General features: G+C 44.9%; 12 protein-coding genes and 1 pseudogene. 3 read left to right on the forward strand and 10 right to left on the reverse strand.

Annotated elements, in window-relative coordinates; translation table 11 throughout:
• Positions 1-6 precede the first annotated feature (6 nt).
• Both H6F93_RS18720 and H6F93_RS18725 read left to right on the forward strand, forming a co-directional pair.
• The gene (locus H6F93_RS18720) at positions 7-687 is read left to right on the forward strand and encodes a hypothetical protein (RefSeq protein ID WP_190683785.1); all 681 of its coding nucleotides are present in this window, start codon (positions 7-9) and stop codon (positions 685-687) included.
• A gap of 54 nt (positions 688-741) precedes the next feature.
• Positions 742-3,813 (forward strand): CHAT domain-containing tetratricopeptide repeat protein, encoded by a 3,072-nt coding sequence (locus tag H6F93_RS18725; protein WP_190683789.1) that lies wholly within the window; start codon positions 742-744, stop codon positions 3,811-3,813.
• Positions 3,814-4,219: 406 nt separating this feature from the next.
• On the opposite strand, the gene H6F93_RS18730 is transcribed toward H6F93_RS18725, so the two are convergent.
• From H6F93_RS18730 to H6F93_RS18740, 3 genes are read right to left on the reverse strand one after another with little or no spacing between them, the layout of a single operon-like run.
• Positions 4,220-6,232 (reverse strand): TnsD family Tn7-like transposition protein, encoded by a 2,013-nt coding sequence (locus tag H6F93_RS18730; RefSeq protein WP_199313819.1) that lies wholly within the window; start codon positions 6,230-6,232, stop codon positions 4,220-4,222.
• The gene (locus H6F93_RS18735) at positions 6,204-6,407 is read right to left on the reverse strand and encodes a hypothetical protein (protein WP_190683792.1); all 204 of its coding nucleotides are present in this window, start codon (positions 6,405-6,407) and stop codon (positions 6,204-6,206) included. Before H6F93_RS18735 ends, H6F93_RS18730 begins: the two co-directional genes overlap by 29 nt.
• Complete coding sequence (locus H6F93_RS18740) at positions 6,391-6,642, reverse strand: hypothetical protein (protein ID WP_190683796.1); 252 nt, start codon at positions 6,640-6,642, stop codon at positions 6,391-6,393. Before H6F93_RS18740 ends, H6F93_RS18735 begins: the two co-directional genes overlap by 17 nt.
• A 149-nt stretch (positions 6,643-6,791) precedes the next feature.
• On the opposite strand from H6F93_RS18740, the gene H6F93_RS18745 reads away from it, so the two are divergent.
• On the forward strand, positions 6,792-7,040 hold the full coding sequence (locus tag H6F93_RS18745) for a helix-turn-helix domain-containing protein (RefSeq protein WP_190683798.1): 249 nt from the start codon (positions 6,792-6,794) through the stop codon (positions 7,038-7,040).
• A 37-nt stretch (positions 7,041-7,077) separates the two neighbouring features.
• Here the strand turns inward: H6F93_RS18745 and H6F93_RS18750 are convergent, their stop codons facing one another.
• The 7 genes and pseudogenes from H6F93_RS18750 to H6F93_RS18780 form a co-directional block, all read right to left on the reverse strand.
• Complete coding sequence (locus H6F93_RS18750) at positions 7,078-7,311, reverse strand: hypothetical protein (RefSeq protein WP_190683828.1); 234 nt, start codon at positions 7,309-7,311, stop codon at positions 7,078-7,080.
• 825 nt (positions 7,312-8,136) lie between these two features.
• On the reverse strand, positions 8,137-8,763 hold the full coding sequence (gene cas5 / locus H6F93_RS18755) for a type I-MYXAN CRISPR-associated protein Cas5/Cmx5/DevS (RefSeq protein ID WP_190683802.1): 627 nt from the start codon (positions 8,761-8,763) through the stop codon (positions 8,137-8,139).
• Between the two features lies 1 nt (position 8,764).
• Positions 8,765-9,658 carry a type I-B CRISPR-associated protein Cas7/Cst2/DevR gene (gene cas7i / locus H6F93_RS18760; RefSeq protein WP_190683804.1) on the reverse strand — a complete coding sequence of 298 codons (894 nt, stop codon included), beginning with the start codon at positions 9,656-9,658 and terminating at the stop codon, positions 8,765-8,767.
• 32 nt (positions 9,659-9,690) lie between these two features.
• Entirely contained in the window at positions 9,691-11,415 is a 1,725-nt protein-coding gene (gene cas8a1 / locus H6F93_RS18765; protein WP_190683807.1) for a type I-MYXAN CRISPR-associated Cas8a1/Cmx1, read from the reverse strand.
• 5 nt (positions 11,416-11,420) lie between these two features.
• Positions 11,421-12,104, reverse strand: coding sequence for a type I-MYXAN CRISPR-associated protein Cas6/Cmx6 (gene cas6, locus H6F93_RS18770; protein WP_347277322.1), 684 nt, complete (start codon positions 12,102-12,104; stop codon positions 11,421-11,423).
• Between the two features lie 85 nt (positions 12,105-12,189).
• The gene (locus tag H6F93_RS18775) at positions 12,190-13,140 is read right to left on the reverse strand and encodes a TnsD family Tn7-like transposition protein (RefSeq protein ID WP_190683810.1); all 951 of its coding nucleotides are present in this window, start codon (positions 13,138-13,140) and stop codon (positions 12,190-12,192) included.
• Positions 13,109-14,824 (reverse strand): annotated as a pseudogene (locus H6F93_RS18780) (ATP-binding protein). The gene H6F93_RS18775 and the pseudogene H6F93_RS18780 overlap by 32 nt, the downstream one beginning before the upstream one ends.
• Between the last annotated feature and the right edge of the window lie 419 nt (positions 14,825-15,243).

The raw sequence follows: 15,243 nt of genomic DNA on the forward strand, positions 1-15,243 counted from the left end.
ATGCTGATGCGTTATATTCATCTCACTCTCGCTCAACCCTACCTACGTCGTATTCTACTCATTCCAGGATTAAGCATCGTTCTGTTTGTGTCGGGGTTGCTGGTCATTTCACCTGCCCAAGCCTCATTTCGCCAAGCCTGGTCAGACTTTTGGGAGGGTAACGGTCGCAGAACCCCTCCTGTCCCCTATGGTCGAGGTGGTGGACGCGACCCCCATGAACCTTGCCCGATCGCTCCGTTCGCCCTACCAGAAGTCGCAATGGTGTGGAGCGATCGCCCCACTTTTGTTTGGGATGGAGAAGTTGAAAAAATTGCCGTGAGACGAGCCAACAGCGATAACGAAATTTGGAATGCTGCGGCAACTGGCTTAACTCACGTGACATACACGGGTGAAGCCTTACAGCCCAACATCACTTATCAATGGCTAATCTTCACTTCGGATTTTGGCAATCAACCGCAGCGGATTATTTCGTTCCAGGTAATTCCCTCTCAGGAACGGAATCTGCTTGCCCAACAGTTGCCGGAAATGCAGCAGGATGAGGCGATCGCCATTGAACGGGCTTATCACTTCGCCCAACAGGAACTCTGGTCTGACTTTTGGCGAGAAGTGCTTGCCGTTGAACAACCATCAAGCAAATTAAGTGAACTGATTGACCAAACCGTCACCGCAGTCTGCGAAGAGAACTAGAGGCGATCGCCTGCTTCAGTCCGTTTGTCGTTACACTAGGATTCAACGGTTGTTATGAACTTATCCAGATTTAGCACTATTACCGCGATCGCCCTGCTCACACTCATTTCTTCCAGCATTACCACTGGGATGCTCCCTGGGCGATCGATTCAAGTATTGGCACAAACCCAAGATAACCGTCAAGCGGAAGCAGATCGTTTAGCTCAACAAGCATGGGAACAGTATCAAACCAGCCAATTCCAGGCGGCGTTGCAGTCTTGGCAGCAGGCATTGGAGATTTATCGGGAGATTGGCGATCGGACTGGGGAAGGCATCATCCTCAATAATATTGGGGGTGTTTACGCCAATCAGGGACAATACCCACAAGCATTGGAGTTTTACCAACAAGCTTTGTCCATTGCACAAGCAGTAGGCGATCGAGCTGGGGAAGGAACTACCCTTAACGGCATTGGGAGAGTTTACCTCGATCAAGGACAATACCCACAAGCATTGGAGTTTTACCAACAAGCCTTGTCCATTGCACGAGCAATTGGCGATCGGGCTGGGGAAGGAACTACCCTTAACGGCATTGGGGGTGTTTACCTCTATCAAGGACAATACCCACAAGCATTGGAGTCTTTCCAACAAGCCTTGTCCATTGCACGAGCAATTGGCGATCCGGCTGGGGAAGGGGCTACTCTTAATAATATTGGGAGAGTTTACCTCTATCAAGGACAATACCCACAAGCATTGGAGTCTCTCCAACAAGCCTTGTCCATTGCACGAGCAATTGGCGATCGGGCTGGGGAAGGAACTACCCTCAACGGCATTGGGAGAGTTTACCTCTATCAAGGACAATACCCACAAGCATTGGAGTCTTTCCAACAAGCCTTGTCCATTGCACGAGAGGTGGACAACCGGGCTGGGGAAGGAAATATTCTCGACAATATGGGAAAAGTTTACTTCTATCAAGGACAATACCCACAAGCATTGGAGTCTTTCCAACAAGCCTTGTCCATTGCACGAGCAATTGGCGATTGGGCTGGGGAAGGAACTACCCTCAATAATATTGGGAATGTTTACCTCTATCAAGGACAATACCCACAAGCATTGGGGTTTTATCAACAAGCTCTGTCCATTGCACGAGAAGTGGGCAATCGGGCTGAAGAAGGAACTACCCTTAATAATATTGGGGAAGTTTACCGCAATCTGGGACAATACCCACAAGCATTGGAGTCTCTCCAACAAGCTCTGTTCATTGTGCGAGAAGTGGGCGATCGGGCTGGGGAGGGAACTACCTTCAGTAATATTGGGAATGTTTACCTCTATCAAGGACAATACCCACAAGCATTGGAGTCTCTCCAACAAGCTCTGTTCATTGTGCGAGAAGTGGGCGATCGGGCTGGAGAAGGGACTATCCTCAACAATATTGGGAATGTTTACCTCTATCAAGGACAATACTCACAAGCATTGGGGTCTTATCAACAAGCCTTGTCCATTGCACGAGAAGTGGGCAGCCGGGCTGGAGAAGGGACTATCCTCAATAATATTGGGAATGTTTACGCCAATCAGGGACTATACCCTCAAGCATTGGAGTCTTATCAGCAAGCCTTGTCCATTGCACAAGAAGTGGGCGACCGGGCTGGAGAAGGGACTATCCTCAGCAGTATTGGGGCAAGTCTCTTTGAGTTAGGGCAACTTCAATCAGCTGAAGCAGAACTCTTAGAGGCGATCACGGTACTAGACGCGCTACGGCAACAAGACTTCACTGATGCAGATAGAATCTCGCTGTTTGATACACAAGTTGTTGTCTATGATGTTCTACAACAAGTGCAGATTGCTCAAAACAAGATTGAACCTGCTCTAGAAGCCTCGGAACGCGGTCGTGCTCGTCCCTTCGTTTCTCTGCTCTCTCAACGGTTGCAACAAGCGGAGACAACCGCGAATCTGCCTGCTCCCTCTGTTAGCGATATCCAACAAACCGCAAGAGCACAAAATGCTACGTTGGTGCAATACTCCGTGATTAGCACAACGGTTGGAACTCCAGCCATTTACATCTGGGTGATTCCTCCCACGGGAGATATTGCCTTTCGTTCCATCGAGCTGAATGAAGCAAATCAGCGAACCTTATCTGGAGCGATCGCCACTGCCTTTGGCGAAAACACCGTCTTTCGTAGCGGTAGTACGACTATCTCCAACTTAGTTTCTAATGTACGTCCTACCGATCGCTCTGCTAGTCGCGATATCGAGTTTGAATATAATCCCGGTGTGGCATCTGACAACCTCAGACAACTGCATCAACTGTTGATAGAACCGATCGCAGACTTGCTGCCTACAAATGAAAGCGATCGCATCGTGTTCATACCCCAAGGCGGCTTATTTCTCGTTCCCTTTGCAGCGCTGCAAGACGCAAATGGAGATTACTTGATTGAGAATCATACAATCTCGATTGCCCCTTCGATTCAAATTCTCGATCTAACTCGTCAACAAGCGAGTCCTGACCAGTCGTTGGACAATGCCTTGGTCGTAGGCAATCCTGAGATGCCCACTGTTTGGGATACTCAAAGCAGCACTGACATCCAACTCAATCCACTTCCAGGAGCCGAACAAGAAGCACAAGCGATCGCCCAATTCCTCAACACCGAAGCGATTATCGGCAATGCAGCAACCGAAACAGCCGTTACTCAACAAATGCCCGATGCCCAGATTATTCATCTTGCGACTCATGGATTGCTGGAGTATGGTATTCCCTCCGAGTCAGGGGTGCTGGATGTGCCAGGGGCGATCGCTCTCACTCCCTCTGCTAGTGACGATGGGTTACTCACTTCTGCTGAGATTCTAGAAATGGAATTGCAGGCAGAATTAGTCGTGTTAAGTGCTTGTGACACAGGGAGAGGACAAATTACCGGAGATGGTGTCGTGGGATTATCACGTGCGCTCATCAGTGCAGGAGTGCCCAGTGTGGTGGTATCGCTGTGGGCAGTGCCAGATGCTCCTACGGCTGAGCTGATGACCCAGTTTTACCATCAGTTAGAAACAAATCCTGACAAAGCGCAGGCATTGCGGCAGGCAATGTTAACTACCATGAATCAACACCCTGACCCAAAAGACTGGGCAGCCTTTACCCTGATTGGCGAAACGGAGTAATTACGTTATCACAAAGCTGTCTGTGATTGCATACCTCTCTCTACGTCAGAACTATTAGTTGATAGCTTCAAATACAGCGTGTAACTGTACTTATTTTAAGGACAATCCATTGTTTCAATCTGCTGCTCCTACATTGTTAAACTAGCTTCAACAATTCCTGCTTCCCAGGTTTTTCCATTAGCAGCAAATCTACCTCGCTCGTAACCCGTTCTCTGAGGAAGAGCTTCCTCCTAGATGTTGCTCAGATGGGCACGTACCGCGAGATACTCTACTGGTAAAGATGTTGCAATTACCGCGCAGGGCATGATTGATCGAGAACAAAAGCCAAAATACCTTCCCTGCATTTTGGCAACTTTCAGAGCATTGGCCTACTCTCGCTGAAAAATTGTCAACAATACTTCAGCATTTACATTCTTGCGTAGGCTGTATGTTCAAGAGCAGTTTCAACTTTTTTCGAGTAACCAGGTTTTAACCCAGCCATTCTGACCACCTTCCAGTGCTCGATCGCTTCTCCCTGCTGATCAAGTTGCTTAACCACCCATTGAATTCGTCGAATCTGAAAATCTTCAACTGTTTCTACCACTGAATCTAGATAAGTTCTGGTGAGAGACATTTTATCGATGTGTTGCTCGATTAATGCAAGTTGGGCGATCGCCTTTGCAACTCGACTGACCGTAATCTGAACGGGTTTCTCTACTGCTAGTAGCTTTTGTACAGCTTGCTTGACTTTAGCCAAGATCTGCTCATCCCGCTGTTGCCAATCCACTCGGTTAACTTGAGCGATTGGTCTACGAGCAGACGGAGAGTTCCGGTGCAGCCATTTTCTGTCGTGTTTGTACAGCCAAGTGTAGGTTGCCGGAGCCATCCGCCTCAATGCGGTTTTCGATGAATGTGGATGCTTCCGCTGAAGTGTTTTCCAAGTTTCTCTGTGCTGATTTTTTGCATCGACCGCATGAGTTTCTGGCAAAGCTGAAACTGTAATAGTTTTAGGTTCTTCAACAGAAGTTGAGGATTGCCAAGCAGGAGTAAGTCCCAGCAATCGCACGTACCGCTTAACGGTGTTGGGATCAACGTTTAGCTGCCGTGCAGTTTGTCGTAGCCCCAATCGCTCAACCTCAACGAAGTGTCGCAGCCTCTGTTGCCACAAAGCACCTACCTCTTTGATTTTGCCAACCCGACCTGTGTCTTCCTCTGTTGTATCGGGTCCAGTTCGACAGTAAATGAAGCCGCAGGAACAAGAGAACGTCCCTGCAGGTTTCTTAGTGTCATAGCAGCGGCTGATATCAAGACGAGTAACAACTGGCTTGAGATAATGCTTAGCAGCCGCATTCAAACACAACCATGGCCCTGCCCCAAACGGTAGGTAGGTGCGATCGCCCTCCCAAAAATCTGCAATAGGCACTTGTAAAAAACGCATCATCAGCAAATGTCGGATGGGGTGAAACACTTTGCGATGCTTCCGCACGATGTTTGATAGCCAGGTATGGTCATCGTCCCGTTCCACGGCTGAATCTAATGCTGCTAGAACTGAGTGCCCATAGAAGTACAAAAACTGATCAAGCAATTCGTGTTGATGTACTCGCCCAGTTGCCGTAGCTAACCCACGTTCGATCAAGAGGGTTGTATATTGCTGAGAAAACCAATTCAAATCTCTGGCAGGTAAATCGTGGGTGAGAAGGAAGTCTACATCCTGCGCCAGTTTCTGCAAAATCTGTAGAGCTTTATTACTCAACGCTTGATCTGGTGTAACAGCAACGCAGGTGTCAGGACTAGCCGCCTGATATTCGTGTCGATTGAAACCTTGAATGGTAACAGAGCTATCTTGCAAGACTTCTGCATGATGAGGGCAAACAACCACTCCCGGCACCTGATGAATTCGATGCCAATACAACTCGCCATAACGCGTTTGATCCTCTTGAATGCATTGGGGGCAAAATCGAAAGAATTTTGGGACACGAACAGAACTTGCTCTGATGCCTACTTTGTCGTGAATGGCTCCTCCTTGCTCTGATTTCATCGCCTCAAGCACTTGCTGCGATCGCTCCTTGGGTAAGAAGGCAGCATAGAAGGGGTAGAGAGTATGGTTCTGTACCAGTTCTTGAGGCGTAACGCCTGAAATCAAGGACAGGTTAGAAGCAACTGCGCCTAGATTACTGGGAAGATCAGCTGTAGCGATCGCAGTTCTAGAACCGAACAATTCTTGCAGGGTAAGCTTGGGGCTGGTGTTGCCGCTGCGAATGTGGTATCTAGCCAGAATGCTATAAAGCAACTCGTCTGGGTAGGGTTTGGGGAAGAAGCTTAACATGGAAGCGGAGGGCGAGCGCCCCAATTTATAGTCAGAAAGTTTGAGCCAGACCCAACACTCAAAAGGTTGAATCTGGCATTGACGGTTACGATTGACGGCGTAATTCTTCGACAATTTGTTGGGCTAAGGTTTTGCTCCATACCTGTTCAAAGGGGCAGGATATGCGATCGCCTTGCTGAAACCATGCGATCGCCTCTTCGAGTTGGGCGACTGAGTAGGTATCGTTCACGAGCATTTTGGTGAGCAAAGTTTTCACAATCAGGGCTTGAGCATCATTCAACACGAGCATGGTTACCCTCCTCAATACGGTGATCCCTTGCTTTCTGAACGGGCATCGATTCTGCCAGGAGGGGTTGGGGTGAGTCAAAGGCAATGACGAACTTAGAAATGGGGATCAATCGCTCAAGGGTGGCGAGATACATACTGGCATCGTTGCGGCGGCGAAACCGAGCAATAGCCAGACTTTGGCAATTGGGCAGCAAGCGATAGACCACCCATGGGTGAAGCTGGTCGTAATAACTCATGGTGATAGGTAGAAAGAAATGAGACACTAAAGCAGGGTCAAGCCACAACCCATCTTTATCGTTGGGCTGCTAGCTTCCCTGTTGTTTCTTCTAGACACATTGTCTAGACAGTTCGTCTTTTTGTCAAGCTGTCTAGACAATGTGTCTGTATGCTCGTTACTACATTGATTGCCGACCCGATGGGAGAATCGCCGCTTAAAAAACTGAGAGAAGAACTGGGTATGTCTCAGGAGGAGTTTGCACGACAAATTGGTACATCAGCACGAACGATTAGCCGTTGGGAGACTGGTGACAGTGTTCCATCATTTACGATCGCTCAGATGAAAGCTTTAGATGAATTACTTAAAGCGAATGGCAAAAGTTTGCAGGATTTACCAGATACATTCGCAGCAGATTAGCAATGTAGAGCAGTTCCCCTTTTGGGGTAATCGCCCCTTACTCAGTTCGTGGTGCCCAAGAACCAACCACAGGTTCACCCTGCTTCTCTTTCTCTGCCAGTTCGAGATTGAGAGTCAGTAGCTTTTCTAGAATGTCGTCGCTATCATTGAAGCCGTAAGCCTGCATGACCAAGCGATCGAAAAATACTTGTGCTTCTCCCTTTTTGTCGGCTCTAACATGCTGCTGGCAAAACTGGACAGACTTGGCGATCGCTTCGGGTATCGAGGGCATGAGACAGTTTGACGATTTTAGTAAGAGGTTAGAGAGCGCAAGCAGTCACGCTACAGTATTCCCCCTTAAATCTCCATCCTTAATCCTCAAATCCCGGAACGTCAGCCTCTACACACGAAACTTTGGCTTTTGAGCAAAATTAATCCTGTCTTGAATACAATTCTCTGTCTTCAAAACTAAAAACCTCGACCTTTTTACTTAAAAAGCTACTCCCATACTTCAACCGTCGAGCAAACTGCCTAACAATACCCATACTGACGCACAGGAACCACTGAGCTATACAACGTGCAGATTAGTACTCAACACCTAATGGCATCCATTGCTAACGCACATGCTCTGTACAGTTGCGCCCATAGTGCCCAGTTTTGTACTCAACACCTAATGGCATCTATTGCTAATGCACAAGCCATCGCTTCTTCGTCAGCAAAGCGCTCTAGCCCGTACTCAACACCTAATGGCATCCATTGCTAATGCACCACCAAAACTATCACAGTCAAAACACAACCGCTTCAGTACTCAACACCTAATGGCATCCATTGCTAATGCACAGCACTCCTTAAAAGTTATGCTCATCAAGTAACACAGATTTACTTTACAAGCACCTCCAAGGAAAGTAGAACAAGAGTTCATAATTTGACAGAAGTTAGTCGATTTGAATGACTAAAACCTTTGTTCAGACTGGCTTTTAAGCAACGCAAGCACCTCAACTTACCCCTAAAGTCTCAAACGCCTGCTGTACAAAGGCTTCTGTTCATTAACCTGGCAAATTTAGATGAAACAGGAAGACATCCTTGCAAATCAGTGTAACAAAGCTTGGACGTTGCATTATGAGGCTTGAATTGCAGTCCAAGCAGAATCAGGAAGTTGGTACGAGTCTACCTTCTGAATCAAATATCTCAACCAACGAGTTCCTTTTGAGCCAACATGGTCAACCCAGTAAGGCAACCTTAAGGACCCCTGTTCATCTTGGACTAACCATCGTATTGATTCTCCATCTAAGTTTGTAATTAGAGTTACTGCGTTAACTAAATCGCGGCTTTCACCCAAAGATAAACCACCAAAGCGATCGATTGATGCAGGCTCAGTAAAGGCTTGCCGTAACCGCTCCACTAAAGTTGGTTTTGCCCTGTCTGTTCCTTGATCTACTTTCACTATCAATTGAATATCGGTAAGCAATTCCTGATAATCAGGTCGAATATTGCTTGGGTCATGAATGTTCCGTGTCTTGTATCTATGGAATGTTCTAACAACTCTAGACTTTTGAGGTTCTGATAGAAGCGCGATCGCAAGACGAGTTCCACAATGTTCATATCGATCCATCTCACCCACCAATGACAGCAACATTCCATAAACAGTAGAAGGAGGGGGCACTGGATAGGTCTCAAGGTACTCCCTTGCATGAGATTGGCGAAAACAGGCGATCGGAACTTCAATCTTCAATGCAATAGTCATGTTATGAATCCTTGTCCGATTGCATATCGTGTTTAATAACCTGCTTAAGTGCTTCACCAGCAGCTTTTATACCTGAAAATTTATGCACTTCTGAATCTGCTAAGGTTTCAGCAATTTCGCCCCCAACCCAAAGCTCCTTGGGATCAATATCTCCGGCATTGATTCGATACACTAAGTCTTCTGCTGATAGATTCTTCCCTGCTTCATCACACTTAAAGCAGTAAAGCAGCCGAGGTGAAAAGTCTTGAGTCCATCTCAAGACAATGCTGCTGGGGGCGAAATCATACAGGAACCGAGCTTGATTGCCAGCGACTTCATTGAGTGAAAGCAAACCATCGAGAACAGCAAAAATACGAGATTTGTTTTTCAGGCGATCGGGTGTCATCGCGAAGCCATATTGATAGCGGGTAGCGTGAAATTCTGTGCCATACAACGATGTTCGATTCTTAGCTCCACTTACTGCATTGAAGGTAATATCTCCATCATACGGAGTACTCGAAACAGCACGAGTAACCTCTAAAACCCCTCGTCGGTTCAATACCGTTCCTTTGGGGCGTTTTTTCCCTTTCTTGGAGGGTTCATCTGCACTCTCAGCTTTTGCTCCCTCAGCCCTCATGAAACCTAAAACATCATCATCAATAAAAGTTTCAGAGTTAAAGTTTAGATCTTGAAGTGCAAATTCATTTGTCTCTCCATTCCATCGCCTATTGACGTTGTAGCCTGCCTTTTGCCAGTAATAACGCAGTGCCCAACGGATTGCCTCAGCAGAGACAGTCGTATGAGTTTCGCCTTGCCACGCCAATTTCTGTAGCGGGGTAATGTTCCCCTCATTCTCACCACGATTATTTGCAGAAGGACCATGATGGGTGAGGATATTGCCAAATAGATGAAACATAAGGCATCTCCAGCTCACTGTTCTAACTTGAGTTAACCAACATTGCCTTCACCAACATGTGAATTCTGCAATTCCTCTATCTCAGGCTGTTTATCATCCTTGAGTACTTCACTTTTTGAATAACTAGCCAAAGCAAGCAGTGTCAAATCTCGCGTTAACTTCCAATCAACTTCACCTGTAGTAATAGGTAGCAACTCCTCCCAATGCTTCTGAAGAATTGGAATTTGCCCTGCTTTGGAAAAGAATTGGCTGAGGAACTCCCGAAATGCTGTTGCATTTTTACAACGCATTAGCTCAGAGCGAATGTGAATATTACAACGCTCAATTTGAGCATAGTCGCCCTCAGCAGTTTGGTCATAGAGTTTTGCATAAGTTCTCCGCAAAGCTTCGTGACAAGCTTTCACAAATAGCTTTTTGGCTTGATCCTTCCACTCAGCCTCCTCAATCATTGTAAGTAACCCTTCTTCTGTAAAACTAAGTTCTTCAAACAAACATTGGCTGTTAGTTTCCTTAGAAATACCGTCCCACCAAGCTAAGCCTCTACCTAAGTTGTCAGCAATTAACCCGCGAATGTTGCTAACACGGATATGAAATTTCCCCTCCTGCCAGAAAATAGTATTTTGGGGTATATATTTATAGCAAAGTCGATAGCAGAAAAGACTTTCTTTCGTTGCTTCTATCCTTTCTACCTCTTTACGAACTAACTGCTGCCGAGACCATGTTGGTTTTGTGAATAAAACACTTTGACATCCTCTAACTTCACCCTCTTTAATGGGTTGTACATCATCTTGAAGCGTGAGGAACTTAAGTCCTGCATCTCCCAGACTGGAAACCCAGAAGTTCTCATAACTAGAGTTTCTGATTTCTCGGCCGTGTTTGGCGTAAGCCTCTAAATCACTGATTTCTGGAATAACTAAAATGTACTGTATCCGTTTGTTGCGTGGGCTACTTGGCACCATAAAATACCAGCAGGCTACAGGTGCAAACAGCAACACTAAAGCTTCATTTGAAGCCACTTCAAACTTAGTTTGCTTTTCAAAAGCCGCATGGTTCATAACTGCACCTGGATAGAGCAACCCAGCTATTTGAATAGGCTCCTGCAAGAGTTGCCCCTGTTTATTACAGAGACGTCGAGCAAAATCTCGATGAGCATAAGAAATTAACTTGCTATATGAAATAACAATCGTCTTTTCACCAACTTCTAAGAATAAATAGAAATCCATGGAAAATTTAATAAAGAGAAGGTAGTAAACAAGGCTGAGATGCCAATGCTCAAGCCCCCTGACCTCCTTTGCTTCGTTGGACTGTGCAGCAAAATACCATTTGTACCAGTAATTTAGAAGAAGAAACAAAAGTTTCTTATCGACTGTAGTGCGGAATTTATGGTGCTGTAGAAAAGTGCCGACTATGCCTTGATGAGTGGCGATCTGAGTATGAACATCCAGTGTTTGAATATCCATGCCTGTTAAAGCAATTAGCCCCTGTTCATTTACCTGAAATGCTTGCTTGAGCAGCCAATCTAAAATATCTAAGTCTCTACCGCTCCACCAAAGATTAATGCTACAGGAGGAAAGCTGCCAATCTAATTGCCCTGGTCTCTGATTAGCATCTGGAAACTGCTTCTTTAACTGGCTTAGCGTCATCCATAACCCTGCCATTCCAGCACAATGTAGCTGGGTCATATAACGATCGCTCAGCGCAAGTTGAATTTTTGACTGAACTGAGCTTGTAAGTGATGGACTACTATGAGATTCCATATATTCTACTTAGGCACGAAAATTCCACAACCCATTTTCCGCTTGCCGCCAATGCCATAGGTTTGTAGTTTGAGCGAATCCTGATCGCTAAGTTCTGCAACTTCTAGCCCAAACCCCACAACTGTGTACCCTCGAACTTTCACCGTCTTTCGGTTTAGGGAACCGTGAGAGCCAACAGAGATACAAGCTTCTCCCTCAATTCCTAAACGCTTTAGTTGAGATTGAGCAGCCTCTAAAAATAACTCAGGTTCTTGGTGCCCTTTGATCACAACCATGCGTGAATACAAACTTCCTGCTGGTTGTAGCAAATCAATTTTCGGAATTCCCAATCGGATTTTGTCCTTACCCAACATCAGTGACTTGTTTGCTAGAGAGTAAACAAGCCGTACTTGCTCTACAAGCAATCGTATTCGCAATTTTGAATACTTGCTCAAGAGCAGTTTATTATTTTCAAAGGCAGTGTTGGTAATGGTTTGGATGCTTAAGAATTTTAGGTCGTGCAACTGAGCTTGAAGGTGGGCGATCGCAGAGAAAAGCTCATAAGCATGGTCTACTGGAATGGCATGACCAACAACATCAAAACTCAATTCAACAAGAAGTGGCAGTTCTGTAGAAGTTGTTGTTGGCAAGCCATCAGAGCTACTTTCATAAAGGTTCGCAAATCCTAATTCTTCTGTAAGAGTTAGCACAATCGGCTATCCAAGTGAGATTAGCAGTAACACTACAGAAAGAAACTGATGAAACATAAACAAAGATAGACAAGTTTAGTAAAAGTTACGCTTCCAGAAGATTTTTCAAGGAGTTTAATAGAAATTTAATCAATAGAACATGAGTGACACGATCAATTACGGGTTCTACATCACAAGCGAAGAGGCAACGGTAAAAATATCGCCCCAAACGATCAGCTAGACCAGGTTTAATCAAGCTCAAACAGTCTTGACCATAACAAGACAAAACCGCATCTACAAATTTCTCTTCATGGAATTTGAATGCCCTAGATGAGGAAAAGCTCACAAAACTTTGAGCAACTAGATGATGTTGGTATTGCTTACGCAACCATTGAAGTCCCTTGAACTCAAACTGGGCACTACATAGCCAACTGATCTCTTTGGCGATCGCAATCAATTGTTGTAGAGTGCTTTCTTGGCAAATTGCTGGAACATCACTAACCAAACAGTTTTCTAGATTGGCAGCATAGCAATCCAAATACCCATCCTGAAGAGGTACTAGACTATCATTCAGAAGTTTTTTATGCTCTAAGCAAACTAAGACTCCTGGAATTTGATGAGTTCGATGCCAATACGCTTCTCCATATTTTTGGAAGTCTTCCTCAAAGCATTGGCTGCAAAATCTTAGAAGTTGCTTGTCCGAGTCTTTTTCGATTACGGCTATTTTAGCTACCTGAAAAATTGGTTTCCCAGCCTTCTTTTTCATTAAATCCTTTAGGCGAAAGGCTTCAGGCGGCGTGAGAAAACTTTTATAGAAGGGAAATAGGGTATGCTCTACAACTAAACCTTCTACGGTCAGGTTTGTAATTGGGTGTAGATTCTTGGCTAAAACACTTAAGCTATTTGGTAAACCAAGCCCATAAAGTTGTTGGGGTACATAACCTAATAACTCTTCAACCGTTTGCTGAAAGCTTTTATTACCACTTCTGATGTGATGCCTAGCAAAAATACTGTAGAGAAGTTCGTCAGGGTAAGGCGTTGGAAAGGTTCTCAGCAAGATTCTCTACCTTTATAAATCTTTCAACTGGATCGATGAAGACTCCCAGACCTTCTAGAGATTCAAATTCAGATAATCCTTTCTCCAATCCATCCTGAATAGCCTTTCTCATATCTCCCACGCTGTAAACAGGCTTTAGTTTAGCTTCTTCTTTAGTAGATTGCTTTTGATTTCCAAGTAGCCCTTCCAATGCTAATTTATACGCCTCATCAACCAGCTTAGAGGGGTGTATGTTTCCTGCATTAGCAGCTAAAACCTTTTCTGCACATATCTTCGCTAGAGAACGATCAACCTCCAGTTTCAAAAGCTCAAGAATAATATAATTGAGCTTCGCTGAATCAGTACCTGCCTTATTTTGTTGCTGCTTTGCTTGCTTTCTAATCTCAGCAATTTTAATAGAATCAATCTTAGACAGCCACTTCTGATAGTATTCCTCAGTATCAACAGGACTGATATCATCGTACTTCTCCATCCAATCTGGATCTCCAGAACGAATGGCATCTATCATAGGCTTCACTAACACTAATCCATCCGCAGCGACTTCATGTATTAAGCCAGGTGTAATAATTTCATTACCACCAAGAGCGATCGCTCTCCACTGAACCATCTTATGCAACTTGATGGCAATATCAGCGATTCCCTGGCTCTCCTCAAATAACGCATCAGCAATCTTGGATGAAAATGGGGTTACTGTTTTTGTCCACTGTGCCTCAAATAATCCTTCACAGAACAGTTCCCATTCCTCATCCTTCTTCATCAAATTCCAGAATATACCGCCTGCTCTTCTAGCGTGTTTCAAGCCTTTGTTAAGCAACTGGACGGCTTTGTTTGTACCAACACGGATTACAGGAACACCTAAGCAATTGACCATTGAAACGAAATAATTGAGCATTCGCTCTGGTAATTCCTTTTTAGCCGCAGTCAAGTATTGAAGTTCATCAATAATTAATGCACCTACACCGTGGTTATGCATAATTAATGCGACTTGGGCAAGCATATGCCCTTCCGAGTTGCTTCTAGAACTAAATTTTTAATAATAATCAGTCGTGCCGAATAGACTGTCAACTTTCAAGAAAATATTAATACACAAGTCCTTGAGCGAACCTGAATGCGGGCACTCAACTTTAATGTAAGGAATTTGAAAGAAAGTATATTCGGGGTGAAAGATTATTCTTGGAATCAAATTTAGAACTCTCAATAGGGCAGTTGTTTTTCCACATCCAGATGGACCTATCAGAGTAATACTATGAGCAGACGTTTCTCCAGTTAAGTACTTGTCTAAATTGTTTCCCTCTTCTTTCACCAATGCTTGATGAATTTGCCTTGCTCGGATAGCATGTCCTGGCTTTGCAATGTTGCGGGGTAAATATCCCTGCATTATTGCGATTACAACCATGCGGTGTAATTCAACATGCCGATTCAAAGGTTGAAAATACCCTTGAGGAATTGGAGCGGTTAATCGTTCGACGCAATGATATCTTAGCTGGAGTGGTAAGTTTCTCTCATCTTCAGTACTGATTGGATAGTGCTGAACTGCTTCAACAAACTCTTCATCATCGAGAATTCTAGGTAGTGCTTGAATTAGTGGATTAGAGTCATATTCAGGTAAACCATGCAGCTTATAGCTAGCTACTGGGACAGATACACCAGAAGGTAGCTCCACATATTCAGTCTGGTTTTGCATCTCTTGCTTCCTCCTTCTTCCGCTTCAACAGGCTCAAATAATTCGGGCGGCTTGACTTCTGAGTATCAGATTCTACAGGTTTAATTTCTTCAACAGCAATATCATTATTCACAGGCACGTTACCCAACTCAAAAGCCTGTTCCTCACGGAGTTCCGATTTCTCAAAAGCTCTATTTTCTCTAATATTCGAGACTCTCGCAGCATTACTTAAAGTATTACTGGAAAGCTGTTCAGACCCTGGCTGCCTGACAGAAGTAGGTAAAAGCCAATAAATACGTGGAAATTTGGAGGGACGGGTAGAGAGATATGAGAGGCTAGAGTTACCACACAACAGCCAAGAATCATGACAAACTCTACCCATTTGTATGGTCAACTAATCAACCAATTGCGTCAACACAGCCGAGCTTGCGATCTGCGTC

Source organism: Leptolyngbya sp. FACHB-671, from assembly GCF_014695745.1.
Classification (GTDB): Bacteria; Cyanobacteriota; Cyanobacteriia; order Elainellales; family Elainellaceae; genus JAAUTN01.